Annotated in this window: 23 protein-coding genes and 3 pseudogenes; 10 read left to right on the top strand and 16 right to left on the bottom strand. The window is 62.7% G+C overall.

Annotated features, from left to right (window positions below; genetic code table 11):
• From BH683_RS03230 to BH683_RS29210, 9 genes and pseudogenes are all read right to left on the bottom strand, one after another.
• A pseudogene (locus BH683_RS03230) lies at positions 1-1,233 on the bottom strand (IS256 family transposase); the annotation flags it as partial.
• Positions 1,234-2,688: 1,455 nt separating this feature from the next.
• Complete coding sequence (locus BH683_RS03240; RefSeq protein ID WP_084834840.1) at positions 2,689-3,150, bottom strand: flavodoxin family protein; 462 nt, start codon at positions 3,148-3,150, stop codon at positions 2,689-2,691.
• 13 nt (positions 3,151-3,163) lie between these two features.
• Positions 3,164-4,039: an RNA polymerase sigma-70 factor gene (locus tag BH683_RS03245; protein ID WP_084834841.1), complete on the bottom strand. Its 876-nt coding sequence runs from the start codon at positions 4,037-4,039 to the stop codon at positions 3,164-3,166.
• On the bottom strand, positions 4,036-4,242 hold the full coding sequence (locus BH683_RS03250; protein ID WP_084834842.1) for a hypothetical protein: 207 nt from the start codon (positions 4,240-4,242) through the stop codon (positions 4,036-4,038). Before BH683_RS03250 ends, BH683_RS03245 begins: the two co-directional genes overlap by 4 nt.
• 642 nt (positions 4,243-4,884) lie before the next feature.
• Positions 4,885-5,265 (bottom strand): hypothetical protein, encoded by a 381-nt coding sequence (locus tag BH683_RS03255; RefSeq protein ID WP_084834843.1) that lies wholly within the window; start codon positions 5,263-5,265, stop codon positions 4,885-4,887.
• Between the two features lie 41 nt (positions 5,266-5,306).
• Positions 5,307-6,700, bottom strand: a pseudogene (locus tag BH683_RS03260) (recombinase XerD).
• A gap of 145 nt (positions 6,701-6,845) precedes the next feature.
• A complete protein-coding gene (locus BH683_RS03265; protein ID WP_084834844.1) occupies positions 6,846-7,181 on the bottom strand; it encodes a helix-turn-helix transcriptional regulator in 336 nt (111 codons plus the stop codon).
• 786 nt (positions 7,182-7,967) lie between these two features.
• On the bottom strand, positions 7,968-8,390 hold the full coding sequence (locus tag BH683_RS28880; protein ID WP_246833167.1) for a hypothetical protein: 423 nt from the start codon (positions 8,388-8,390) through the stop codon (positions 7,968-7,970).
• A gap of 157 nt (positions 8,391-8,547) precedes the next feature.
• Positions 8,548-8,729: pseudogene (locus BH683_RS29210) on the bottom strand (chromosome condensation regulator); the annotation flags it as partial.
• Between the two features lie 257 nt (positions 8,730-8,986).
• Here BH683_RS29210 and BH683_RS03275 point away from each other — a divergent pair.
• Together BH683_RS03275 and BH683_RS03280 are read left to right on the top strand one after the other, a co-directional pair.
• Positions 8,987-10,522, top strand: coding sequence for a long-chain fatty acid--CoA ligase (locus BH683_RS03275; RefSeq protein ID WP_084834846.1), 1,536 nt, complete (start codon positions 8,987-8,989; stop codon positions 10,520-10,522).
• A 34-nt stretch (positions 10,523-10,556) separates the two neighbouring features.
• Positions 10,557-11,549: an LLM class flavin-dependent oxidoreductase gene (locus tag BH683_RS03280; protein ID WP_084834847.1), complete on the top strand. Its 993-nt coding sequence runs from the start codon at positions 10,557-10,559 to the stop codon at positions 11,547-11,549.
• Positions 11,550-11,583: 34 nt separating this feature from the next.
• Here BH683_RS03280 and BH683_RS03285 read toward each other — a convergent pair whose 3' ends face one another.
• Positions 11,584-12,210 carry a TetR family transcriptional regulator gene (locus BH683_RS03285; RefSeq protein WP_084834848.1) on the bottom strand — a complete coding sequence of 209 codons (627 nt, stop codon included), beginning with the start codon at positions 12,208-12,210 and terminating at the stop codon, positions 11,584-11,586.
• Between the two features lie 204 nt (positions 12,211-12,414).
• Between BH683_RS03285 and BH683_RS03290 the strand changes: the two genes are divergently transcribed.
• Genes BH683_RS03290 through BH683_RS03300 form a run of 3 tightly spaced genes read left to right on the top strand, consistent with a single transcriptional unit; the run spans position 12,415 to position 14,734 of the window.
• Entirely contained in the window at positions 12,415-13,218 is an 804-nt protein-coding gene (locus tag BH683_RS03290) for an SDR family oxidoreductase (protein ID WP_084834849.1), read from the top strand.
• A 17-nt stretch (positions 13,219-13,235) separates the two neighbouring features.
• Positions 13,236-13,922, top strand: a complete 687-nt coding sequence (locus BH683_RS03295; protein ID WP_084834850.1) for a haloacid dehalogenase type II — start codon at positions 13,236-13,238, stop codon at positions 13,920-13,922.
• Between the two features lie 41 nt (positions 13,923-13,963).
• Positions 13,964-14,734, top strand: a complete 771-nt coding sequence (locus BH683_RS03300; protein ID WP_168186955.1) for a 2-phosphosulfolactate phosphatase — start codon at positions 13,964-13,966, stop codon at positions 14,732-14,734.
• Here BH683_RS03300 and BH683_RS03305 read toward each other — a convergent pair.
• Both BH683_RS03305 and BH683_RS03310 read right to left on the bottom strand, forming a co-directional pair.
• On the bottom strand, positions 14,731-15,339 hold the full coding sequence (locus tag BH683_RS03305; RefSeq protein WP_084834852.1) for a class I SAM-dependent methyltransferase: 609 nt from the start codon (positions 15,337-15,339) through the stop codon (positions 14,731-14,733). The two genes, BH683_RS03300 and BH683_RS03305, sit on opposite strands and share 4 nt — an antisense overlap.
• 22 nt (positions 15,340-15,361) lie before the next feature.
• Positions 15,362-16,072: a DUF6319 family protein gene (locus tag BH683_RS03310; protein WP_084834853.1), complete on the bottom strand. Its 711-nt coding sequence runs from the start codon at positions 16,070-16,072 to the stop codon at positions 15,362-15,364.
• A 176-nt stretch (positions 16,073-16,248) separates the two neighbouring features.
• Here BH683_RS03310 and BH683_RS03315 point away from each other — a divergent pair, with 176 nt between their 5' ends.
• Entirely contained in the window at positions 16,249-16,713 is a 465-nt protein-coding gene (locus tag BH683_RS03315; protein ID WP_084834890.1) for an SRPBCC family protein, read from the top strand.
• Positions 16,714-16,820: 107 nt separating this feature from the next.
• On the opposite strand, the gene BH683_RS03320 is transcribed toward BH683_RS03315, so the two are convergent.
• Complete coding sequence (locus BH683_RS03320; protein WP_084834854.1) at positions 16,821-17,243, bottom strand: TIGR03618 family F420-dependent PPOX class oxidoreductase; 423 nt, start codon at positions 17,241-17,243, stop codon at positions 16,821-16,823.
• A 64-nt stretch (positions 17,244-17,307) separates the two neighbouring features.
• On the opposite strand from BH683_RS03320, the gene BH683_RS03325 reads away from it, so the two are divergent.
• Positions 17,308-18,207: a hypothetical protein gene (locus tag BH683_RS03325; protein WP_246833168.1), complete on the top strand. Its 900-nt coding sequence runs from the start codon at positions 17,308-17,310 to the stop codon at positions 18,205-18,207.
• Positions 18,208-18,235: 28 nt separating this feature from the next.
• Complete coding sequence (locus tag BH683_RS03330; RefSeq protein WP_084834856.1) at positions 18,236-19,102, top strand: hypothetical protein; 867 nt, start codon at positions 18,236-18,238, stop codon at positions 19,100-19,102.
• Between the two features lie 32 nt (positions 19,103-19,134).
• On the opposite strand, the gene BH683_RS03335 is transcribed toward BH683_RS03330, so the two are convergent.
• The 3 genes from BH683_RS03335 to BH683_RS03345 are packed head-to-tail and all read right to left on the bottom strand — an operon-like array spanning position 19,135 to position 22,550.
• Complete coding sequence (locus tag BH683_RS03335) at positions 19,135-20,496, bottom strand: FAD-dependent oxidoreductase (protein WP_084834857.1); 1,362 nt, start codon at positions 20,494-20,496, stop codon at positions 19,135-19,137.
• Complete coding sequence (locus BH683_RS03340) at positions 20,484-21,011, bottom strand: DUF3995 domain-containing protein (RefSeq protein ID WP_084834858.1); 528 nt, start codon at positions 21,009-21,011, stop codon at positions 20,484-20,486. The genes BH683_RS03335 and BH683_RS03340 overlap by 13 nt, the downstream gene beginning before the upstream one ends.
• Positions 21,012-21,065: 54 nt before the next feature.
• Positions 21,066-22,550 carry a cryptochrome/photolyase family protein gene (locus BH683_RS03345; protein WP_084834859.1) on the bottom strand — a complete coding sequence of 495 codons (1,485 nt, stop codon included), beginning with the start codon at positions 22,548-22,550 and terminating at the stop codon, positions 21,066-21,068.
• 84 nt (positions 22,551-22,634) lie between these two features.
• On the opposite strand from BH683_RS03345, the gene BH683_RS03350 reads away from it, so the two are divergent.
• The gene (locus BH683_RS03350) at positions 22,635-23,087 is read left to right on the top strand and encodes a hypothetical protein (protein WP_084834860.1); all 453 of its coding nucleotides are present in this window, start codon (positions 22,635-22,637) and stop codon (positions 23,085-23,087) included.
• 278 nt (positions 23,088-23,365) lie between these two features.
• Positions 23,366-24,598: an acyl-CoA desaturase gene (locus BH683_RS03355; RefSeq protein WP_084834891.1), complete on the top strand. Its 1,233-nt coding sequence runs from the start codon at positions 23,366-23,368 to the stop codon at positions 24,596-24,598.
• Positions 24,599-24,625 lie beyond the last annotated feature (27 nt).

Here is a 24,625-nt window from a genome sequence, read left to right on the forward strand (position 1 = left end):
TTGAGAGCGGGTTTCCACCGTGTGATCCATCGTGCCTGACCTTTGCCGGTCGGGTCCAGCGAACGGGTCACCAGGTACAAACATTTGAGCGCGGCCTGCTCGCTGGGGAAATGGCCGCGGGCTTTCACGGCCCGCCGGTAGCGCGCGTTGAGCGACTCAATTGCATTGGTAGAGCATATGACTCGACGTATCTCCGTGTCGTAGTCAAGGAAGGGGATGAACTCCTCCCAAGCGTTGTCCCACAGCCGGATGATCGCCGGGTACCGTTTGCCCCAGTGTTCGGCCAGTTCGTCGAAAGCAGCTCTGGCCGCAGGCTCGCTCGGCGCGGTGTAGATCGGTTTGACATCGCGCTTGAGTGCGTCCCAGTGCTGTCGAGCCGAGAGCCGAAAAGTGTTGCGGATCAGATGCACGACACAGGTTTGGACGGTGGTGGCCGGCCACACATGCTCGACAACCTCCGGCAGGCCCTTGAGACCGTCGCAGACGAGGAAGAACACGTCTCTGGTGCCACGATTGCGGATGTCAGTGAGCACGCTCATCCAGAACTTGGCACCCTCACCGCCCGTGCCGGCCCACAAACCAAGCACGTCGCGGCGCCCGTCCAGGCTCACCCCGATGGCCGCGTAGATCGGCCTGTTCGCGACCTGCCCGTCGCGGATCTTGACCACGATGGCATCGATGAAGATCGCCGCGTAACACCTCATCGAGCGGACGTGCAGACCAATCCTGCATCTCCTCGATCACCTTGTCGGTGATCCGAGAAATCGTCTCCTTCGAGACCGATGCACCGTAGATTTCAGCGAAGTGCGCGCTGATCTCCCCAGTCGTTAACCCTCTGGCGTACAACGATAAAACGATCTCATCAACGCCGTTGAGCCGACGCTGCCGCTTCTTGACGATCTGCGGTTCGAACGTACCTTCGCGGTCTCGGGGGACTTCGATCGGGACCTGCCCGGTCGACTCGGTCAGCACCGTCTTCGACCGAGTGCCGTTGCGGATATTTGTTGATGCCCGATCCGGGTTGGCCTGGTTCTTGTCGTGCCCGAGATGCTCGGTCATCTCCTCGTTCAATGCCGTTTCCAGGACCGTCTTGGTGAACTGCTTGAGCAGCCCATCCGGGCCCGTCAGCGACAGGCCCTGCTCTTTCGCCAAGCGCACGAGCTCCGCTGCCGCCGCCTCCTCGGCCGACGGTGGTGTCGATTTCTTCTTCGTCACATCATCCAGTGTCGTCATCACGGCACCTTTCTCGCCGGGCATTCACCCAGCGTGTCGGGCCGAAACACCGTTTAAGAAACACTCCCGGACCACCCGACTGATTCGGCTGCTGGCACTGGTGCTGGTGGTGTTGTCGATCAATGTAAAGCGCAAACCAACTGAGTAGCCTGGGCGCCGATCCAGGACATTGCATCGACGCGCGGGGTTGCCTCCGCACGGTGATCGCCAACGTCGGCGCGTTAGTCCGATCGCGGGGTTGATACGTAGTGTGCGTAGGTCTGTCCTGCGAGTGACATGTGTGGTCTCTGGACATGGGTGACGGTTCGTATCCGGGAGATGGCTACCTGCGGTGGGGCCTATGGGCATTGAAGTTTCTTACCGGCTTGGTAGATGTGCGGGCATGAAGGGATAGTTCGCTGGTTCCGTCGAGGACGCGGAGATGGTGATCTTCTACGACGACGGTCACGATCGTCCCGGCGTGTGCGGGGCTGACCCGGAGTCGTTGACCGGCGACCATGATCTGGCCGCTTTTGGGTACTCGGCGTTGCACGGTTTGGGGTCATCAGTTCACCGTCGACGCGCAGGGTGATCCGTGCGCCCGCTGCAGGGACGCCGATGGCCAGTTCGTGTCCGCAGACGATGACGATTCCGTCGCGGTTGGCGGTGCGATCGATCTCGATCGCGCGGGGGCGGGTGCTGGTGGCCGACGGGTCGACCGCGTCGGTTGCGGGGCTTGTGCGGCCGGGTCTGGTGCCGCGGCGAGTAAGGCGTTCGAGATCGGTGGTGGTTAGCTTTGAGAGCACGGTCTTCACCACGGCGTCGTCGAGGATGACGTGGACGCTTGTTAGGTCGACCCACATCACGACCGTGCGTCCGCCGTAGTTCTTGCCGACCCATACTTGTTGCGCGCCAGCAATATTGACAACACCTGATGGGGGGCGAGGGTGTCGAACTCCACTGCGGCAGTGGCGCGGTGCAGTAGCGAAAGTGATCGCCGGCGATCAGCGTCAGGCGCCGACTCTACCGGCAACCAGCATTGTTCGGATGTGAACTAATCCGCCTGCCAAGTCCCCGCCCCGTCGCTGGATGGATTGAAGGCAAGCCCATCGGTGCGGCGATACCGGCTGCAGGTCAACTCGCTGCAGCACTGCCTATCTCAGGCTCATCTCTGCTGTGTTCAAATTGCTGCCTCGGAGTGACCGAAGGCCTCTGTGTCGCGTGCCCCGTCAAGTTTACTTAACATTGTGTGATTGTCATTGTACTTGTGGCACACTAGGTTCGCGATGGGTCGTCGTAGGGTGGTGGGTACCCGAGGGCCACACTCTTGGCGTTGTTGCGGCGCACCGCCTACCCAGTCGGCGCTGAGCGATCCCTGACTGGAGGGGGTCACGCCAGCGGGCGCAGGCCGCTCACGATTCGTTGCTTCCGGACCATGAACTCGTCCTCCGAAATCTCCGCCACTACCTGGCTTGGTCAATCGGTCAGGCGAAGGTTCTTCGCGAAGTCGCGGGCCGCCTGCAGGTCGTCAGCGTTCGGTCGACCTTTTCGGATACCGCCGAACGCCTTGAACGGCCACCAGGTGTCGAAGGCGCGGCAGGAGAAGCTGCCGACGGTGTCGTAGCCCTTCTGCTGTAGCGATAACTCGAACCTGCGGGTGTACCGGCGGAAACCTGGTTCAGGCAGCCCGCTGGTGCTGAACACGAACGCTCGGCCACTCTGCCCACCGGGTACCGACTGGACGAGTTCGCGCAGGTGCGGATGGAAAGCCATATTGTAGATGCCCGATCCGAAGCCGACGAGGTCGTGGCCGGCGAGGTCTGTCGGTCTGATCTCCCCGGGTCGAACAATAGCCGCGTTGAGGACGCCGGCCATCTCTTCGGCCACTCTTCTGGTATTCCCATGGGATACAGAGGCGCACACGAGCAACGACGTCATCTAGTTCCTGCTTTCATCGGCGGACACGCATCGGATGCGTGAGGGCGTGGAGTTTGTCGGGGTTGCGGATCGCGTAGATGCCGCGGACGCGATCGTCGGCGATGTCGAAGAGCGTCGCGTACTCAAACACCTCGTCGATCCAGAACAAGACCGCGGGCATCGCGTTGCACCGAACGAACTCGACCCGAAGGCCAAGGCCCGCTGTTCGTGCCACACCGATAGTAAAGCGCGCGACGGCTTCGCTGCCGTAGATGGGGCGCCGAGCCGCGGTCACCTTGCCGCCGCCATCAGACATCTGCACCACATCTGGTGCGAGGGTGTCCATCAGCTTCTGCAGGTCCCCGTCCCGGGAGGCACGCAGGAAGCGAGCCACCAGATCGTCGGCCTCGCTGACGTCGGGGTCGAACCGAGGACGCCGATCACGCACACGATCGCGCGCCCTACGCGCCATCTGACGCACCGCGGCATCACTTCTTCCGGTCATAGTGGCGATCTCGGCAGACCGGAACCCGAACACCTCACCCAACACGAACACCGCACGCTGGTCCGGAGTCAGAGATTCGAGAACGACGAGCATGGCCATCGACAACGCCTCGGCCAGTACGGAATCGGCACCAACGTCCGTATGAGTCAGGATCGGTTCCGGCAGCCAGTTCCCTACGTACGTCTCGCGTCGCCTCTTGGCCGTGCGCAGTCGATTGAGGGCCTGCCTTGTCACGATCTGGGCCAAGTAGCGCCGTGGATGCTCGACCGAGGAAAGCTCCACACGAGACCAGCGAATGTAGCTCTCCTGCAGAACATCCTCAGCATCGGTTGCGGAACCGAGGATCTCGTACGCGATCGTGAAGAGCAGCGAGCGGTACTCCACGAACGCGTCGTCGTGGCTCACGGGCTGGCCTCTCGGAGCAACGCTTCGGCACGGTCCGGTGAATCGTCGACCGCAGCCACGTGCTGTTGCAGGCGGAACAGTTCCACGACGACCGGCGTCGGAACGAAAACCACGGCTCGCGAGCCAGGAAGCGCTGCAGCGCGGGTCCGATAGGCGGCCATCGCGCGAAGGTGCCCGACGCCCATGACGACGGCGCGACTCATATGCGGTCCTTTCATTTCTCGTTTCGACCACAAGACACCGGGCATAGGACGCCGCGTGACTACTCAACGTTGTGAATCACGTCACAACTTGCGAGGCTGCCTCACAACGGGCCCTGATGGGAAGCCTCACCGTTGTACCGGTCTCCGTCTCCGTCTCCGTCTCCGAGAAGCAATACTCCGAGCCGTAGGAATCGTGCATCCGACGGAACAATACCTACTCTCTTTTGGCCGATGTCAAAGTTGCTTCTAGGGGTTCTTACTCTGTTACGTATGGCCGGTGGCGTGCGAGTCTGGAGCCATGCAAACCACCCGCACGTATATCAACTCAGCTCACGTAGCGGCGGTAGTGATCGGCGTCGGTGGCGTCGCGTTCGGTCTGTACTGGGGCATAACTCACGCAGGTGAGCCCGAGATTTTCTCACCAACACTTATCGGGTACGTAGGGGCCGCGCTGGCGCTCAGCAGCGGTTGGCGATTAGTGGCAAACCGTCGCCGATCCCGCCGCCGGGCACGGCGGTGAACCGCGCGCGTGTGTCCTAACAATTCTGGCGACATCGCGAGAAGGATATTGAGCGCGTTGATATTCGGTGCGTTCGCACTGTTTGATCGGGATCCGATTGGATCAGACCTCGAGCCAGTGGTTTAAGGGGTCGTACGAGCCGTGTCGACGAGGGCGGCGGCGTCCTTGAGGTTGAGGCCGGGGTGCTGTTGGCGGAGCGCTTTGACTGCGCCGACGCGGCTGGGTTCGCCGGCGACGATGCGCTGGGCATCGGCCGCGGCAACCTCAGGTGGGGGTGGTGGAACGACCTGGCCGGTGTGCCGAGGCCGCCATGCCCTGACTGTTGTGTGGGCGAAGCTGATGACAGCGAGTACCCAGATGAGGAGTTTGACCCAGTTCCAGGTTGACCCATCAGCGACCACTGAATTAATGATCGCTGGACCGATGACCCCGATGAGCCCCACCAGGACAATGAAACTCAACCAGCGTTCAATCTTGTTGTTTTCGTACCAGCGCTGACCCATCTGGTGATGGTCGCACACCGGGCGACCAACACATTCCGGCTTTAGGTTGGAATGCTGGGCTTTGCGCTGCGTGCTTGGCCCCGATCCGGCGTTGCGCGCCGAGCAGTCGATACGTACCGCGCGTAAGTGTTTCCCGCGAGTTCGGAGTGCAGCTGGGTGACTTGAGCGCTGTAGCCGAGCATGTCGGCAAGGATTGGTGGTGGAACTTCGCGAACGAGTTCGCGTAGTGTCCCGTTCCTTGATCCGCGCAGGTCGATGCCGAGTCTGCGCAGTCGCTGCATACAGGTTTGGGCGTCGATGTGCTGCCCAGCGCGGTATCCGGGGAAGAGCCACGCCGAGGTGGTCGTGGTGGTCCGCAGGTTTGAGCGACTCTCGAGGAGTTCGTAGATCAGTACTGCGAACGGTGTGGGCACTGGTACCGGTTCGGCTCCGAGCCGAAGGCGCATGTCGGTCGGCGCGAGGACGAGGTCATCGATGGTGAGTGTGACAATTTGCTGACTGGTTGTGCGTAGAGAAGCAGCAGTAAGCCGGCAACGCGGTACTGCAAGGTGTCGATGGGCCCGGTGATCAGGGCGCGGATCCAGGCGATCCTGTCGTCTTGATGCAGTACCGGTGTTGTTGTGGCCTGCCGGTGGCCGATGACGATGGACTCGTTCAGTTTGCTCTGGCGTGCCCAGATGAAGAACGTGCGGATGTGGTGGCGAGTGGTGGGCCCGGCGGCGAGGTACTCATCGACGTCATGCTGATTGCACGTGATCGCAGTCCGGTGGTGCTCGGCGTGGAGCCAGTTGAGGAACTTGGCGGTCTCGGTGATCTCTTGTTTCGCTGAACGGACGGGTCCGTTGGTGGCTTTTCCTGCTGCTGCCATGGTGCGGATCCGGCGTAGGTGGTGCCACCGCGTGAACCGCTCGAGGTCGCTGCGTGAGTCTGCGCTGTCGACGGTGGTCAGTTTCGCATCGATCCACCGCTCGAAGCCAGCCAGGTACTGATCACGGCGGGGGAGCAGGCCGTGCTCGATCAAGATGCTGCGCAGGTGTTCGGCAGCACGAGTGTGCTCGACGTTATCGAGCGCCTGATGGGTGAAAGCGATAGTGCCGCCCAGTAGGCCAGCTAGGAGTGCATGCACGGCGGGAGATCGTTTCCACGTGAGGATGCTCTCGGGCCGATCGACCGCGCACAAGGCCCCGATCAGTGACGCGCATTCGGTGGCACTTGCGCGTGGGCCGGCCAGGTATTGCAGATCGTGGCGCAGGGCGCACCTTGCGCACAGACCCCGCCGATACATTTCGCCTTCCTGTGCGCAGCATCTGCAGCGCACGACAGCGTCGTTAACGCCCGCGCAGGGCAGGCACACGGGGCGATCGTCGCCGGCCTTGCGGCGACCGGGAAGGACGCCCTCGTGCCCGCAGCTCGGGCACTGTCCGTGGGTGCGCATCGCGGTGTAATAGCAACTGTTGCATAGCGCTTCGCCCACCCACCGGACTCTGGGTTTGCCCATTGGGCGTTGGCACCGGCCGCAGATGTAGTCGCCGCTGGCGCGTCGTGGACGTCCACGCCGGGTGGTGCGGGGCGGTCGCGGGTCAGTCATCGATTCGGGTGACGCGGGCTCGCCGGGGCCGAGCTGAGCGGTTGAGGTCGAGGACGTTCTCTTCGGCGGAGGCGGTCTTCTTTCGTCGTTGATCGGTGGCAGTCACGGTGACGAGATCTGCAGGCGTACAGGTGAAGATGTCGCAGACTGCCGCGATCAGGGTCAACGACACACGTTCGGGTTTTTGGGCCACGAGGCGGTAGACCTGAGAAGCGGACAGATCAATGCCCCGCTCACGCAGGTGCGGCACTAGATCGGTGCTGTTGTGCATTCCTGCGGCGGCCATGAGTTCACTCAGTCTCCAGGTGTAGTCCACGGTGCGGCGCATGTCAGAACTCCTCAGACTGGTGTTGAGCGCCCTGCTGTTCGGTCGGGTCGCCGGTGTTGAGGGCTTGCTTCAGTGTTGAGTCCAGCGCTCGACGCAGGGTTGTGACGCGATAATCACTCGAGACGCCGCGCTGCTCAGCAGGCTCAAGTGAGGACGACCATCCGCAAGTGATCCGTAGGGAATCGTGCATCAGATGCAATAATGCCAACTCTACTTGACATAATGTTTCTTATCGGCGTTGAAGGAGGAAGACCTCAACCTTGGGGATTTTCGATTTGAGGTGAACATTGCTCCAGAACGCATCTGAACGTGCCGGGACTGCCGTCGTCATGAACTGCGCGGCAGTCGGCAGGTCGAGGTATGGAGCTGTCGGTGTGCCACGCCTTGTGGCATTCCCGCGTGGCCGACGCATCATGGCCGGCTACAGCTGCGCCGGGAACGACCGCTTGGTGAAGCTCGACTCTCGGTGGACTTCAAACACGCAGTGCGGCAAGGTGATTACCCGACGAATCGTCACATGTGACGAAACCACCCAGGGTGACTGACCTGACTTGCCCGGATCGGCGATGGTCGGAATCAATGTGGCCACTCCTACGGAGCGCTGACTGCACGCGCTGATTGCAACTCGCTGCCGTTTGCCGGCGGCTCCCCAATCGCGGCGAGTCAATGAACTCCACGTCGACCCGTCAACTGGCACAAAGGTCTACCCACCCCGACTCCTGGTGGGCGCTTGCGGTCCCGGTGGAAAGCCCTTTCGTCACGTGTGACGATAAGGTGTGGTGGCGGCTAGGTGTCGTCGTTGTTTCCGGCTCCGAGAACGTAGCCATCGGCGCGCAGCCCGAGTGTATGTGTAGAGCCCGCAGCGATTGCCACAACATCTCGCCAGGTGTCAACGTCACACTGACCTCGAGCGTTGTTGCCTGCAGCGCGAACTCGTCCTCCGAACTCGAGGCCCACTGTGTGATAGCTGCGTGCTGAGATGGCAACCATGTTTCGCCACGCACGCATCTCAGCGATTCCTGCGTCACGATTACCGGTAGCCAAAACCTGGCCCTGACCGGTCACCGCAGCGGTATGCAGATAACCGGCCGCGGCGGCCGTCACGTCCCGCCAGCCGCCGACTGCGCACTGTCCTCTACTCGTGTTGCCTACCGCTGTCACAGTGCCGTCCGCATGAACGCCGACGGTGTGCCAGTCCCCTGCAGTCACGGAAATGACCTCTCGCCACCCCTCGACGTCGCAGGCCCCCTCGAGTCGACGCCCGCGTGCGCAAACTGATCCGTCGGCAAAGATAGCGACCGTTCGGCGCCATCCCGCCGCGATCTGCACAACGCTTGTCCAATCGCCGACCTCGCACTGGCCGTCGGCGTTCCAACCGGCGGCGGTGACGGTACCGTCGGCATGCAGCCCGACAGTGTGCGCGCGTCCCGTATTGGATGCCGCGTGCACGTTCCCGACTGCTACCGCTTCGATTGAAATCCACTGCCCAAGATGGGTTTCGGGCACATTCAGGCTACCGGCGGACACGACCGCGCTGTCTGCCCTCACGCCTACCGAATGCCGCCGCCCGGCGGCGATGACCTGTCCTTGACGATCACGGTAGGGCTTTTCGCGGCGCTATGGCGCCGATTTCGATTGCGGGCGATGCGGAAGCGTTCTGTGAATCTCTGAGATCGGGCAGGCACGCCGCGGGTTCGGCTAAAACTCGCATGCACGAATCTTGACAAGTGTCCGGAAAAATCTTGACACTTGCCATAGATTGACGGGAGACTCATTTGCACCACATGACGAAGCGGAGAACAACAGTGTCGTTGACCTTCTATCTCGACAAAGGTGCGTCGCTGGGCGCGGAAGCTCCGTGTCTGACGTTCAACGGAGTATCGCTCACCTACGGGGACGTCGTGACCCTCTCGCATTCGGTTGCCAAGGCGCTCAAGAGTTCCGGGGTGCGGCCGGGTGACAAGGTTGGCATCCTGTCGGCCAACCACCCGACATCATTTGCGTGCGTCTTCGGCATCTCGCGCGCGGGCGCAGTCTGGTGCCCGATCAATCCGCGCAATGCTGGCGGTGAGAACGCCGAGTTGCTCGACCTGTTCGATTGCTCCACTTTGATCTACCAACCTGCGTTCGACGCGCTGGTCTCCGAGATCGCGCCGCAACTACCGAAGCTGTCGAACCTCGTGAGGCTGGGCGACAGCGATGACAGGGCCATCGGCTTCGACTCCTGGCTGGCCGAGGCCGAGGCGGGACCGCCAGTCGACAATGACAGTGCCCCTGATGATCTCGTTGCGCTCGTCGGTACCGGCGGTACCACCGGCCGTCCCAAGGGCGTGATGCTCACCGGCCGCAACCTGGAGACGATGACAGCGATTGTGCTGATGCGCTATCCGTTCGAGGGTCGACCACGGTACCTTGCGCTCGCGCCGCTCACTCATGCTGCTGGCGTGCTTTGTTTTCCCATTCTCGCGCTGGGCGGCGAGGTCGTCGTGATGGATCATCCCGATGTCGGAGACTTTCTCGAACTGATCGAGCGGCACCAGATCACACACACCTTTCTGCCGCCTACGTTGATCTACATGACCTTGGATCACGAATCACTCGACTCCACCGATCTATCGTCGCTGCAGTGCTTTTGGTACGGGGCCGCCCCCATCTCGACCACTCGCCTCACCGAGGCCCTCGAACGTATCGGACCTATGGCCCAGCTGTTCGGACAGTCCGAGGCGCCGATGATGATCTCCACGCTGTCTCCGGCTGAGCACCGTCGGACAGACGGAACGGTCGACATCGACCGATTGTCGTCGGCAGGCCGACCATCGCCGTTGGTTACTGTGGCGATTCTCGACGAAGACGGGATGGCGGTCCCCACCGGGGCTCGCGGCGAGGTTTGTGTCCGTGGGTCCCTGGTGATGGCGGGCTACTACCGCAACCCAGAGGCGACCGCGGAGGCCTCGACCTACGGCTGGCATCACACGGGCGACATCGGCTATCTCGACGATGACGGGTTCCTCTACATCGTCGACCGCGCGAAAGACATGATCATCACCGGTGGCTTCAACGTCTACTCCGCAGAGGTCGAACAGGCCCTGATGGCCCACTCTGCGGTTCGGGACTGCGCCGTCATCGGATTGCCCGACGAGAAGTGGGGCGAGAGGGTTACGGCGATCGTCTCGCTGCGGCCCGGCGTCGAGTTCGACGCCGACGACCTCATCTCGTTTGTGAAAGCCCGCATCGGCAGCGTCAAGGCTCCCAAGCAGATCGAAGTCTGGACTGACCTGCCCCGCTCGACCGTCGGAAAAATCCTCAAGACCGACATCCGCTCCACTTTTACCGCGAAATGATCGACACCACAACAAAGTAACGAGGTCTACGACGATGGAACTAGCTCTCTACCTTCCCAACTTTCGCGAAAAGGTCACGGTCACCGAGCTCGAGGACCTCACCCAGCTGGCCGAGGATCTCGACTTCGAATCAGTGTGGACGCTTGACCGCATCATCGTTCCGGAGTCCTCCGACAGGGCTGAGATGGAGTTCGCGTTCGGCATGATGCATGAGTTGCCCAAGCAGCTGCCCGTGTCCTCGCGGGGTGAGTTCCTTCAGGGCTTTCCGCTCATCCCCTGGCTCGCCGCCAAGACCAGCAAGGTCCGCATCGGTATGAGCATCATCGACACGCCGTACCGGTCCCCGGGCGTGCTCGCCGCGGAACTCGCCACCATTGATCACCTCAGCAATGGCCGGCTCAATGTGGCCGTGGGCTCAGGATGGATGCCAGAGGAGTTCGCGGCCGCGAGCGCCTCACACATCTTCCCGCGCCGCCACCAACACCTGCGCGAGACCATCGAGATCATGCAGGGTATCTGGACCAACGACGTCTTCGAGTACCACGGTGAATTCGCTGACTTCGGGCCCAGCGGTTTCGGAGCAAAACCCCTCCAGCAACCACATCCGCCTATCTACTTCAGTGGGCTCAAGGACGCGAAACGAGCCGCGAAACGAGTCGCCAAGTACGGCCTGGACGGATGGATCGGGATTCAGGACTCGCCGCAAGAGATTGCGGAGTGGCGCAAGGGAATTCAGACTGAGCTCGACGCCCTCGACACCTCTCGCACCATCGATGACCTCGACATCGCGAGCATGATCTGGACTGTCATCACCGACGTGGACATGGACCAGACGCCGGCAGGCAAGGCCAGTAATCTGTTGGTCGGATCCGAGGCCCAGGTCACCGACATGCTCAAGCGCTATCGAGAAGCCGGACTCACCAAGCTGCTTCTGTGGCCGCCGTTCGCCGACGTCCCCACCCCCAAGACGATGGACGACATGAAGCGCCTGAAGAACGACATCCTGCCGAAAATCGAGGCGATGTAGAAGCGGCTACACAAAGCGCAGGTGTCTGCGCAGATCACCGCAAGAACAGCTCGAAGGCCTCGGCCAGCTGATCTCGAGAAGACGTCAGCTGGTCGTGGTCATCGCTCAACAGGCTCATCAACGCACGCTGGAAGATGCCGTCGATGACGACGTAGGCCATGTTCGACGAGACCCGGGGCGTGACACCCGAGAGCTCGTAGAACCGGGTCACCACTCGCCACGTCATCTCCTCACGCCGAGATTCGATCTCGCGCACGTCTTTTCTGAACGACGACTCGAACAGGGTCTGATTGCGGAGGTCGTACCACAGCCGATGCAGCGCAGAGTCCGCCTCGAGCGTCGCGAAGAACATCGCCGCGAACTCGTCTCTCAGTTCTTGCGCCGTCGAGGCCGACGCGACAACCTCGTCGTAACGGGTGACGCACACGTCCTCGTAGATCCGGACTGCTTGCGCGATCAGGTCGAGCTTGTCGGAGAAGTAGTAATGCAGAACCCCATGCGAGAATGCCGAGTTCTGCGCAATCTCCCGCAAACTGGTGCGGGCGTAACCCAATTCGGCAAGTGTGAGTAGCGTGGCAGTCGCCAGCTCGATACGGCGCGCCTCGAACTTGTCGGGGCCGCGCAACCCGGCTCGCGGGTTGCTGTCGGCGACGGTGGTCATTCGTACAGTTTACGGCGCGCCCCCACGTGCGTGTCCAGCCGAAATGGTGCTCCCGGGCCCATTTCTTTGACAGTTGTCACGTTTACTCTTGACACCCGTCAAGACTTGTTCGTAATGTGACCCACGTCGCATCATATAGGTGACGACATTGTTTGCCCGTGTACGGATTCGCAAAATATTCGCAGGGTCAAGGGAGACTATTCAATGACGAGCTACGACCTGACAGGACGCACAGCACTGGTCACCGGCGGCGCACAGGGACTGGGCGCCGGGATGGCCGAGGCCATCGCTGCGGCCGGGGCGGCCGTGGCCGTGGCCGACATCGACGCCGACACGGGTCGGCAGACGGTCGACGCGCTGCGGTCGAAGGGCGCGAAAGCAGAGTTCGTGCTCCTCGATGTGCGTGATGACGCTGCATGGGAGGCGGCAGTGTCATCCACCATCGATGCATTGGGTGGCCTCGACATCGTTGTGAACAACGCCGGAATCGAGGTGACCGATCTGCTCATCGACCTCGACCCCTCCGCCGCGTCCAACATGCTCGAGATCAACGTCCTGGGTACCGCCCTGGGAATCAAGCACGCGTTCAGGGCGATGCGACCCGGTGGCGCGGCAGGATCGGGTGGCGCAGTGATCAACATCGCTTCGGTAGCTGCAACCATCGCCTTTCCCGGGATCGCCCTGTATTCGGCCTCGAAGTCCGGTATCGATCGACTGACGCGTGTCGCGGCTGCGGAGTCGGGCAAGCTCGGCTACGGGGTGCGTGTCAACTGCATCTACCCGGGGCTCACTCCGACTGCAATGGGCAACAAGCTGGCCGTCGAGACCGCCGCCCTGGGTCTGTTCGAATCGCCGGAGGCGGCCGCTGGAGCGGTCGCCGGGCTCACACCCCTAGGACGACTCGGTCAGGTCGATGACATGGCTGATGCCGTGGTATTCCTCGCCTCCGACGCGTCCAAGTTCATCACCGGCGCCGGCCTCCCGGTCGACGGCGGAATGGGGATGTAGAAGCGCGGAGGGTGTGCATGCTGAAGGTTCTGGCGTTCGACACGTTCGGCACCGTCACGGACTGGCATAGCGGAGTTAGTGCGGCGCTGTGCGATCAGTTCCCCGGCATCGACGGGTCTGCACTTGCGCGTGACTGGCGACGGACCTACAGCCCTGCGCTCGCCGAAGTGGAGGCCGGGACACGGCCGTGGACTCTTCTCGACGACCTGCACCGCGAAGCGTTGGAGCGCCTGCTCCGCGACAGAGGTGTCGTCGATGCGACCGCGCAACAGATCGATGCAGCTGTGCACGCGTGGCACACCATCCCGGGGTGGCCCGAGGCTGCGGAAAGCCTGCACCGACTCAGGACCCGATACACCGTCTGCGCGCTCAGCAACGGGAACGTCGCACTGCTCAGCGAGATGGCCAAGCGCAACAATTTCGGCTGGGATGTCATCGGAGGCGCAGATTTATGGCGGCACTACAAACCGGCACCCGAGGTCTATCTCGGGCTCGCAGAGCTCATGCAGGTCGAACCCCGCGAGATGATGATGGTCGCCACTCACGCCTCCGATCTCGAGGCGGCGAGGGCCTGCGGGTTGCGCACCGCGTATGTCGCACGACCTCGCGAGTGGGGACCCGAAGTCAAAGATGAGTCGATCAATCCACTCGATGACCACCACGTGGCAGGGATGGACGAACTGGCAACGCAACTCGGATGCTGAGCGAGCGGGATCGAAATCCGGCTCGTGATGGCGGCAGTAGTATCCATCCCGTGAATCCGGCTCACCAGCAAGACAGATTCGGGGTTCGTTTCGAGTGGGGGCTCGCGGGGGCGCGGGCAGTGGCGCAGAACTGCGAAGTGGCCGTTGTCGTGGACGTGCTGTCGTTCACCACCACCCTGAGCGTCGCCCTCGACGCCGGCATCACGGTCTTGCCCTACCGAACACGAGGGACTGAGGCCGCAGCGTTTGCCGCCGAAGTCGATGCAACTCTCGCGGTCGGGCGATCGAAAGCACGAGGAGACCAGATCAGCCTGTCAGCGCCGACGATTCGCAACCGGTCCGTCCCGCCCGAGCGACTGGTGCTCCCGTCCCCCAACGGCTCTACGATCAGCTACGAACTCGCAACGTCGGCGCCGACGGTGGTGGGAGCAAGCCTGCGCAACGCCCGCTCTGTCGCGTCGTGGATCTGCGATACATTCTCCGCCGACACCGGTGTCGCGGTCATCGCTGCGGGCGAACAGTGGCCGGACGGGTCGCTGAGGCCGGCCTTCGAGGACATGTGGGGCGCCGGCGCGGTCCTCAGCGTGATGGCCACACGCGGTTGGCGAGAACACTTTTCGCCGGAGTCCGTCGCTGCGGCTGCCGCTTGGGCCAGCGTCGAACCGGTCATGACGGGTCAGCTCCGTGCGTGCGCCAGCGGGCGCGAACTCATCGACGCCGGTTACTCCCAGGATGTCGCGATCGCCGCGGAACTGAACACCAGCATTCATGTCCCCGTGCTGCGAGGGGATCGATTCGTGTCGGCCGGCTAGGTGCGACGAGCTAGTAAGTTGACCATCGGAAATCTATAGCTGCTGTCACGGTAGACAATTCGCCAATCTTCAGCGAACCCGTGGACTCCGAGTATTCGGCTGAACTCGTCAGGATGCCATCGCCACGCGGGAGCCACCGCGTGGTCGAACGGAATCGGGGCCCCGGGCTCGAAGCTTGTTTGGAACGCGATCAGGACGGGCGCGCCCTTGGTCAACCGGGCGGACCAGACTTCGAGAACGTCAGCGACCTGAGCCGGTTGGACATGAATCAAACTGAACCGGGCGATGATCGCGGCGATGCCGGCGTCCTCGGGCCACATCGTCAAGGTGGCGTCGTCCTCGATGAAGCGCAGTTCAGGGTATTTCCGCCGCGCATGATCGAGCATTCCGGCGCTGGGGTCGCAGCCGATCGCATCCAGCCCGCGAGCGACTAGATCCGCTGTCACATGACCGAGCCCGCAGCCGACGTCTGCCGTCACGCCGTCGCATTCTTTGGCCAGCTCTACGAACGCGGCCACTGCGTGCGCCTCGATGGGAAATTGATAGGTGGTGGGGATGGTGGTGGCATACAGATCGGCCATGGCGTCGTAACCGTCTTGCGTCATCGGCTCGGAGAAGTTTCGTCAGCTACCCCTCAGCCTGTTCATCGAGATGTGCCAGCACCGCGCGCGCGGCTTCGAGTTCGCTGGTCAGCTCGTCGATTCTTTTCTGCGTCGCCGCCCGTGCTGACTCGATCACCGCGTCGACAGCCGTGATCGCGGTGTCGTCGCCGAGCGTGTGCATTGCTCGCGCCACCCGGTCGGAGGTCACCTCGGCGGGCTTTCCCTGACGCTTGTTACCGTGCGACACCGCCACCGACCACGTGCTCTCGCCCAATGATGTGATGGTGACACTGACTGCAGCAGTAGTAGTCGGAGTCTTGGTGCGTCGCGGCGCTTTCGGAGTCGTGACCTTCGCTTCAACCGGTGCCGGCAGCACGGGTTCCGGTGACGGTTTCGTCGGCGTCAGAACCGTACTCGGGGGCCTCGTCGTGGTTGATGCGGCGGTCGCCTTTACCGGGCGCTGACGCGCGGGTGCTGCGGGAGTTGCGGGCGTCCTGGTCTTCTGGAGTTCGTCGGCCTCGAACGGCAGCTGATCGTCGACACCCTTCGGGCTCACCATCACAGTCGACCCATCGATGGACACCACACGTGCCGACGCTCCGGCGGGGAGGTCGAGTGACGGCATCGGGTCACGGAGGTAGACGGTGACCCGCTTGCCCGCGGCGAGTGCCGTGGACATCGATTCCAATTCATCGGTCGTCAATCCGGTCCTTTTGCGCGAGTTCACGCTGACCATGTTCGCACATGCGTGCGAATGCGTCGGGTTGGCGTGCGCCTCGTGTCGCCTACCAGTCAATCTGGTGACCGCAGTCCGTGCCTGCGTACCCGATCGTTGTGGCGGATTCGGCGCATCGGCATTGGCATCTCGTCGAGGTTGTTGCCGAGTCGTCGATCTTTCGGCAGGGTGGAGCCATGAGCGACAACACGAAAGTCACTGTGGAACGCACCATCGAGGCGCCCGTCGACGCGGTTTTCGACGTCCTCTCCAACCCTGAACGCCACTTGGAACTGGACGGCTCCGGGTTCATCCGGAGCGTGGACCACGCGGACCGAATCCAGAAAGTCGGCGAGGTGTTCACCATGAACATGGAGGGCGACCACGTGGGCGGCGAATACAAGACCGACAACCACGTGACCGGGTACGCCAAGGACAAGCTTCTGGCGTGGCAGACCGCGCCCGCGGGCACCGAGCCTCCCGGGTGGGAATGGTTGTGGGAGTTGGAGTCCCAGGGACCGAACGAAACCCTGGTTCGCCACACCTACGACTGGTCAAAGGTCACGGACAAGAAACTGCTCGAACAGTTGAAGTTCCCGCTCGTCACAGAGGCCCAGCTGACCGACACTCTCGGCAAGCTTGCTGCCGCCTCCACTTCCTGATTCACATGCACCGACCTCGGTCGCCGTCGCAGCAAGTCTGCGCCGGCGACCGAGTCGTTTGTGGAAGATTTCGACCGCAGTAGGAGGGCCGGTTGGGGTCGGCGATCTCAGCTGTTCCAGGGACCGACGCCGCCGACCTTGTCGATTCGGATGCGGGTGATGTATCCGGGTGGCGCGTTCTCGGGTGGAAATCCCGAACCGGAAGGTGCAAGCGTCGCAACGAGGTCGGCGAGCAGTTCCGGCGCACCGCCCTCAAGGACGTCAGCGGTGCCATCGATGGCGAGGTAGGGCGTCATCAACGCATCGGAATCGGATCCCAGAATGGTCACTGCGACACGAGGGTCGCGGCGAACGTTACGGACCTTCTTGTACACCCCGAGATGAGCGGTCAGCAGCTCGTCGCCCTCCGGCGTCGTACGTAGCGCAACCCACACAACCGACACGTGTGGACTGCCATCCGGATTGAGCGTGACCAGGGTTGCGTCCGCGCCGGGACCGATGAGCGCGCGGGCGGAGTCGTCTAGTTTCATGACTGCTCACAACGCGGCCCGGCAATCACGCATTCCCGCGTGAATGGTCTGCAACGATCAGTCGATGCGCGTCTCAAGCAGCCGAACGTTCGCCGCCCTGGCCACGGTCTTCGTCATGACGACCGGATGCTCGGAGAACACCGCGGACAGGGCGGGGCCAGTGCTCGCCGCCTTCGACGATGGAGGGGGTCAGGTGTTCGTGATGAACGTCGACGGCACCGGTCTGCGTCAGGTCACGCCGACCCTGGGCGACGACACGACGGACTCGCGCTACGCGAACTTCGCCGCCCTGTCACCAGACGGTACTCGGTTGGCGTACACGCGGGGCGGAAAATTCATCGAGGTCGCCGACCTCCCATCCGGCGCAACCACCACAGTTCACGACGGCGGGTATCAGCCCGCCTTCTCGCCGGACGGGTCGTCGATCGCCTTCGTCAGTTCAGGCTCGGGCAACATCAAGATCATGAATGCCGACGGTTCCGATGTGCGCGTCGTTGCTCGCGAGGAGTCCGCATCGCAAGTGGCGTTCTCGCCTGACGGTTCCCGAGTGATCTTCAACGTGGCCGGATACCTCGTCGAGGTGTCTGTCACCGGCGGAGAATCGAGAGTCGTTCTGCGGGACCAATTCTGGAACGCGGACCCAGCATTCTCACCTGACGGTTCCAGACTGCTGTTCTCGAGCAACCGCGGAGGTGACAACGGCTCGGAGATCTATTCGATGCCTGTTGCGGGCGGCGAGATCACCCCGCTCACCGAAACTTATGCAGTGGGTCCCGAGTTCACAGCTGACGGTTCACGGATCCTGTACACCAGGGCGACGACGGAGGCCGGCCAGTTGGTGACCGATGTGGCCACCTCGACCCATGCCGAGCTCGCATCGATGAATCCCGATGGTTCGGATCAGAAGCGATTGACGCCTCGGTCAATCGCGGCTCAGGGTGTCAGCGTCGCTGGTGGGAAATAGTCTGGGTCGACATCGATACCATTCAGCCGTGCGCGCCTTCGACACCTTCGTGACGATCTCGCTGTTTGTCCTGCTCATCTCTGCGGTGTTGTTCTCGGTGTACCTGGGTGGGATGTCGACCATGCTGAGCGACTCGGGTGCACCCGGTATCGCGGTCGGTGGAGTGTTCCTTGCCATCTTCGGGATACCGGTCACTGCAGTGACCGTGTACGTAGCCGCCGTTCTGTTGGCATGGCAGGCCGATGGCCTCACGTTCTACTACCCCATCGTCGCGTTCGGGGTGATGGTTGTCGCCGCAGCGCTCGTGATGGTCGTCAGCGTGGGACTCATCGCGATGGGTCAGTGGATACACGAAAGAAACGCGTCGACGGCGCCGGCGGAGGCTTCGACAGCCACCGCGCGCGAGCCGAAAGTCCTGACCTACGACAGGACGCACTACTTCCAGGAGAAGAACCGCGACGCGGAACTCGGCGTCGAAAGACACACCGGGCGGCGCTATCTCGCGGTCACGATGCCGCAACGAGGCCAGGAGTTCCGGGAGTACTTCGGCCTCGACAAACAGACCTATGAAGCATTTGTCGCCGAACCCCAAGACGCGATCTTCCTGGCCGACAGGTGCCGCAACGGTACGTACGTGACCGACAGGATGCCGTGGGCGGGATCACCTGTGCCCAAGCCTGTCCACGCCGGTCAGACCGGGTTGGCCCGAAAGCGGGCGATCCTGCTCACCGATGTTCCCACCGACGTTGCAGGTCTCGCCGCGGACCTTCCGCCCGGAATCCCCTACGTCGTCATCGTCGATGATGGGGTCGATCCGGCGGGCAACGTCGGCGTTCATGCACACTCGGGCGCTCCGCGAATCCTCATCGCAGCTCATCAGCTCGGGCTCGGGTGAGCGAGGCGCCGGAAACACTCGTTTGACAGGCGTCAAACCCGAGAGTCGGGCCGCTTCGCAGACTCCAAGATCACATCGACCGCCCGCGCTGCGCTTTGGCAGGCGCCTTCCATCGTCGTGGTCCAGTCGGTGCGGGTCCAATCGCCTGCCAACGCGAGCCCTCGGACCGAGGTGCGCTGATCCGGACGAATCCCCGCAGTTCCCGGGCGTTGAGCAAAAGTGGATTTCGGCATCCGAACGACGTGACTGTGGACCACTGCGGCATCGGCCGCGCCAGGATAATACCTGCGCAGCATGTCCATCTGGATGTCAGTGATCTCGGAGTTGGATTTCTTGGTCCGTTCGTACGACGCCGACACCGTGGTGGAGTACAGATGGTTCCGAGATGCGTCGCGACCGTGCATTCGCTGACGATCCCAGACCTGCTCGAGTACCCCTTCGCCACCGAGGAGAACCTCTCCCCAGTCGGCCATTCCGATAGAGCGATCCAGGTACAGGTTGACGCTCACGATGGGGACCGGTGTCAGATGGTCGACGGCTTCGTAGATGCTCTCGTGTTCGGGGACCTGGTCGAGCAGTCCTCGCACGCTCCAGACCGGCACTGCGCAGATGACCGCGTCGGCCGACACCTGTTCGCCGTCGGCGAGCGTCACGCCGACCACGACGCCTTCGACCACGTCGACTGCAGCGACGACTGCCCGGTGACGCACCTCTACACCCGCGTCCGCGAAGACCTTCTGTGCGCCGTCGATGAAGAGGGTGTCGAGGTCGACGGTCGGATACCCGATCGAGATCGGCGTCCTGGTCTCGCGCGCCCGCCGCATACCGGTGACCAAAAGGTCCGCAGGTACTTTCGCCGATGAGATGTCGGGTTTGTCACCGGTCAGCCCGATCACGATCCCGTCCCACAGCGCGTCGCGTGCGGACTGCGGCATGCGGATACGCCGGAACCACTCGTCTGCAGTGATGTCATCGAGCCAAGCGGGTTGACGGAGAGCCTGGCGGATCAGCGTGACCTGTGCTCGTGCTGTTCGAAGTCGGTCGAGGCCGGTGACGCCGGGTAGGTCACCGAACGCCGCCCTCAGACCCGCCATTCCGCCAAACGCCGACACGCGGGTATCTCCACCCGGCAGCCGAACCATCATGTGCCCGGGGAACTCGACATGCTCTCGGGTGCCGACGCTGTCCAGGTAGCGCATCAGGTGCTGGTACCCGCTCGCGAACACATGCTGGCCGTTGTCCGGGACATCATCGACTGCGGGGACCGGCATGGCGATGGTCCGGCCGCCCAACGACCCCCGCCGTTCCAGCAGCGTCACCTGATGGCCGGCTTCCGTCAGCCACACCGCCGACGCCAGTCCGGCCAGTCCCCCGCCTACGACTACGCAATGCATGCCGCCACAGTAACGGTCAGCGCTGACCGAAGTGGCGGTTCGCTGCTCGGAGCGGGGTCGGGAATCGGTGAGATCTCCGGGTCATTCTTGAGATCTCGCTTGCGGCTGCCGCTCACCCACAGCCCGGTCAGCAAAGCACCACCCCATACCAGGAACAGGGGGTCCCATACGGCGGCGTGACCGATCATCGTTGCGCTGTCATACCCCCCGCTGGGCTTGATCAGCCCCGCCAGAACAGCCCAGGCCGACAACGTGGACAGCCCGCCCCAGCCGACCAGGAGCACACCACCGACCCAGCCGCATGAGCGAACAGCGCGGTAGGAATGGCCCTGCCACCTCTCGTTGAAGGCCGGGGTCACCGCGGCGAGTGCTTTGAGAACAGCGAGCAGACCAAGCCCGATCCCCGAACCAATCGGATGCTCGTCGGCCAATTCGACGGCCCATCTGCCAACCGACTCGAGTTGCCACCGCCCACCGATCGCCCTGAGTAGAACCCTGATCTGGTGACGCCGCATGAGAATCAGTCGGCGAAGCTGTGGTCATTCTCGCCGTCGAGACGAAGAGCACGATCAGAACTGGTCGCGAGCACGCTCCTGTTCGATCACCGCGTCGAGGTCACTGAGCCTGTTCATGTTGGACACCTGACGGCGAGTCCGAACGTTGTCTCCCAACAGCTTCTGGTGTTGATGGGTGAAGTACCAGTATCCGGCGGTGAACGGGCAGGCATCGTCTCCGAGACGCTTCTTGGGATCGAATTCGCAGTCGCTGCAGTGATCGGACATCTTGTTGATGTAAGCGCCGCCAGATGTGTAGGGTTTGGTCGCCATCAACCCGCCGTCTGCGTGCTGGCTCATCCCGACGACGTTCACCGGCATCACCCATTCGTAACCGTCGACGAAGTTGGCGGTGAACCAGGCCGTGAGCTCGGCTGGATCGTAACCGCGTTGCAGCGCATGGCTTCCCAGGACCATCAGGCGCGGGATGTGGTGAACCCAGCCTCGGTCCCGAACACCGGACAGTGCGTCGGAAAGACAACGAGCGGTGACCGCTTCCGCGTCCAGATGTCGAAACCAGTCCGGGAGAGGTGCGGTCGCGTCGAGTTCGTTGTTGGCGGTGTAATCGGCGCCGAAATGCCAATAGAGGTGCCAGATGAACTCGCGCCAGCCGAGGATCTGCCGGATGAAACCTTCGGCACTGGCCAGAGGTACCTCGCCCTCTCTCGCTACTCGCTCCGCCGCGTGGACAACATCGAGGGGGTCGAGGAGGGAGAGGTTCAACGGGACGGACAAAAGTGAATGCGACATCGTCCAGTCGTCGCCCATGATCGCGTCCTCATACGGACCGAACGTCTCGAGGCGGTGGTCGATGAAAGTCCGCAGCGCCGCCTGCGCCTCATCCGCTGTCACCGCGAACAACCGCGGGCCATCGACACCCGTCCAGGAGACGTTCAGTGCGTCGAGGTCTGCCCGCACCTCGTCATCGATGGCGTCCTCGGTCGGCCACCACGGCTCGTCGACCCCGAGCGTGCGTCGCTTGGGCGGTGGCTTCCGGTTGTCGTGGTCGAAGTTCCAGGTACCACCGGCGGGCTGGTCACCGTCCATGAGCACGTCAAAGCGTGTTCGTTGCTCCCGGTAGAACGTCTCCATGCGAAACGATCTGTGTCCAGAGGCCCACTGCTCGAAGTCCTCGCGTGGCAGAGCAAACGACGGATTCGGCAGGACCTCGCTGACCAACCCTTCGCTCGCGAGGCGGTGAACGAACTCATGTGCCGCCCGCGAGGTCGGCTCGTGAACGGCGACCGGACCCGGCAATTCGGCGAGCACGTCCCGGTAGCCGACGCCCCGGATGTACCGGGCGCGGTCACCGAGCTCATCCGCCAGGTGACGCATGCCGGACAGGAGAAGGTGAGCCTTCTGTCGATGGCCGGCTCGGCGGTGAAGGGCGGCAGAGGACTCGATGAGAACAACATCGCGCTCGGCGTTCTCAGGGGAGGAATGGATGTGCGGACCGAGCTGATCAGCAAAGAGCCACAACGGCGCTGGACTACGAGACACCGTTTCAGGCTACGCACGTCGTCGATGATTCTCAGGGCTCTCGGCAGGGGAATACAACTGCGTCCCTCTGGGTATCCCAGCCATGTGTCCGAGTCTCAGGAGGCCCATGGCCTCGAATCCGCTGCTCTCGATGAACGACGTCCCGACGGTGTCTCCGATGACACCGTTGCCGCGGTCGGGAAGCTGTCCGAAGCGCTGGAATCTCTCGAGCGTGCCCGTGGGCACCTCTACTCCTTCCATCAGATGATGGGCCACACCGATCTACTCCTCGGGGATGCCGTCGACCAGCTGCGGGAGGCCGGTCACGGCGAGGTCGCAGACGAACTGGACAAGGAACTGGTCGGCCGAAACGTGATCGAGGGGCGTTGGACCTTCCAGATCGTGGAGGACTTCGACGACAACTACTGGTCGGCCTTCCGCGAGCACGAGCGACGGACTCGGGACAAGCTCCAGGGTGGCGTTCGGCACGTGTTCGAGGCCGAGATGAAGGAACGAAGGCGGACCGGCGGCCGACGCCACCACGAAAGCAAGCCGTGACGATATAGCCGGCACCCAGTGATCGGCTCGGATGCATGACCCGACCGCCGAGCTGTCTCGACCTGTACGTCTTGACACCTGCTCAGAACGCGGGTTTCGTTGTAGGTGCTGAGAACACAGCCGGCCCGGGACCGGTGGTGCCGCCCCTGGGTCGTGCCGCCGGGGAGTGAATGCCGCCCGGAACAGTGTTTTGGTTCGTCCGCATCTACGGCAAAACGGTCGAACGTCGCTCACGCATCCGGTCCGGTGACTCGGGTCGATGCCAATCGGAGTTGACGGTGGCCATCACCGACATCGCGCAGTTCGCCCATCTGACGGACGTCGACGTCAAAGCGCTTGGCGACGAACTGGACTCGATACGATCAGATGTCGAGGGCGATCGCGGAGTCCTCGACGCCAGATACATCAGACGCACGATCGCGTTACAACGCGGCCTCGAGGTCTGCGCTCGCGCCACCCTCCTGGGTTCTCGCCGCCGCCCGCTGTGGTTGTTGGGAACCGGCTTCCTGTCCGCGTCGAAAGTCATCGAGAACATGGAACTCGCCCACAACATCTCGCACGGGCAATGGGATTGGATGAACGACCCGGAGATCCACAGCAACACGTGGGAATGGGATCAGGTGGGGCCATCGTCGCAATGGAAACGAGCCCACAACTACACCCACCACATCTACACGAACATCGTCGGCATGGATGACGACATCGGTTTCGGAATCCTACGGATGACGCGCGACGTGCCTTGGCGGCCTGCGAATCTGATCCAGCCCTTCGCGAACATCATCCTCGCGGTGACATTCGAATGGGGCATCGCGCGGCATGACCTGGACGCGCAGAAGAAGTTGGACGGGGTCGGACCGCACCAGCGCGGTTCGCAGGCCAGCGCAGTCTTCTACCGAAAGATCGGGAGGCAACTGGGAAAAGACTTCGTGCTCTTCCCTGCCCTCGCCGGGCGGTCGTGGAGGACCACCGTAACCGCCAATGCCACTGCGAACCTGATCCGGAACCTCTGGGCATACCTGGTGATCTTCTGTGGCCACTTTCCCGACGGGGCAGAAAAGTTCACCGTCAAGCAGTACGAGACAGAGACAAAGCCGGAGTGGTACCTGCGACAGATGCTCGGCAGCGCCAACTTTCGGGCCGGACCATTGATGGCCTTCATGAGCGGAAACCTGTGCTATCAGATCGAGCACCACTTGTTCCCCGATCTACCGAGCAATCGCTATGTCGAGATCGCGCAACGGGTGGAGGCGTTGTGCGACAAGTACGACCTCCCGTATACGACGGGATCCCTGGGCCGGCAGTACTGGTTGGCGTTGCGGACGATACACAAGCTCGCACTCCCCGACCGCTTTCTGGACCGCACGTCGGACGACGCGCCGGAAACGAGCTCCGAACGCCGTTTCTCGTTCACCGGTCCACACCTGACGACCGCCGCCGGTGAAGGTCGTCGACACGGGCTGAGGTCTGCCCTCAGAGACACCCGTCAAGCCCGAGTCCCCGAAAAGGGGTAGCCGAGCCCAGATGAACGCGTCCTGCGC

Source organism: Williamsia sp. 1138 (assembly GCF_002095435.2).
Taxonomy (GTDB): Bacteria; Actinomycetota; Actinomycetes; order Mycobacteriales; family Mycobacteriaceae; genus Williamsia.

What these genes read in the sequence shown, in the direction of transcription:
- BH683_RS03295 (WP_084834850.1), top strand. Translation starts at nt 13,236, where the DNA reads ATGCTGAAGGTTCTGGCGTTCGACACGTTCGGCACCGTCACGGACTGG.
- BH683_RS03240 (WP_084834840.1), bottom strand. Translation starts at nt 3,150, where the DNA reads ATGACGTCGTTGCTCGTGTGCGCCTCTGTATCCCATGGGAATACCAGA.
- BH683_RS03340 (WP_084834858.1), bottom strand. Translation starts at nt 21,011, where the DNA reads ATGCGGCGTCACCAGATCAGGGTTCTACTCAGGGCGATCGGTGGGCGG.
- BH683_RS03310 (WP_084834853.1), bottom strand. Translation starts at nt 16,072, where the DNA reads ATGGTCAGCGTGAACTCGCGCAAAAGGACCGGATTGACGACCGATGAA.
- BH683_RS03255 (WP_084834843.1), bottom strand. Translation starts at nt 5,265, where the DNA reads ATGGGTCAGCGCTGGTACGAAAACAACAAGATTGAACGCTGGTTGAGT.
- BH683_RS03265 (WP_084834844.1), bottom strand. Translation starts at nt 7,181, where the DNA reads ATGCGCCGCACCGTGGACTACACCTGGAGACTGAGTGAACTCATGGCC.
- BH683_RS03280 (WP_084834847.1), top strand. Translation starts at nt 10,557, where the DNA reads ATGGAACTAGCTCTCTACCTTCCCAACTTTCGCGAAAAGGTCACGGTC.
- BH683_RS03305 (WP_084834852.1), bottom strand. Translation starts at nt 15,339, where the DNA reads ATGACGCAAGACGGTTACGACGCCATGGCCGATCTGTATGCCACCACC.
- BH683_RS03320 (WP_084834854.1), bottom strand. Translation starts at nt 17,243, where the DNA reads ATGAAACTAGACGACTCCGCCCGCGCGCTCATCGGTCCCGGCGCGGAC.
- BH683_RS03325 (WP_246833168.1), top strand. Translation starts at nt 17,308, where the DNA reads ATGCGCGTCTCAAGCAGCCGAACGTTCGCCGCCCTGGCCACGGTCTTC.
- BH683_RS03290 (WP_084834849.1), top strand. Translation starts at nt 12,415, where the DNA reads ATGACGAGCTACGACCTGACAGGACGCACAGCACTGGTCACCGGCGGC.
- BH683_RS03315 (WP_084834890.1), top strand. Translation starts at nt 16,249, where the DNA reads ATGAGCGACAACACGAAAGTCACTGTGGAACGCACCATCGAGGCGCCC.
- BH683_RS03285 (WP_084834848.1), bottom strand. Translation starts at nt 12,210, where the DNA reads ATGACCACCGTCGCCGACAGCAACCCGCGAGCCGGGTTGCGCGGCCCC.
- BH683_RS03250 (WP_084834842.1), bottom strand. Translation starts at nt 4,242, where the DNA reads ATGAGTCGCGCCGTCGTCATGGGCGTCGGGCACCTTCGCGCGATGGCC.
- BH683_RS03335 (WP_084834857.1), bottom strand. Translation starts at nt 20,496, where the DNA reads ATGCATTGCGTAGTCGTAGGCGGGGGACTGGCCGGACTGGCGTCGGCG.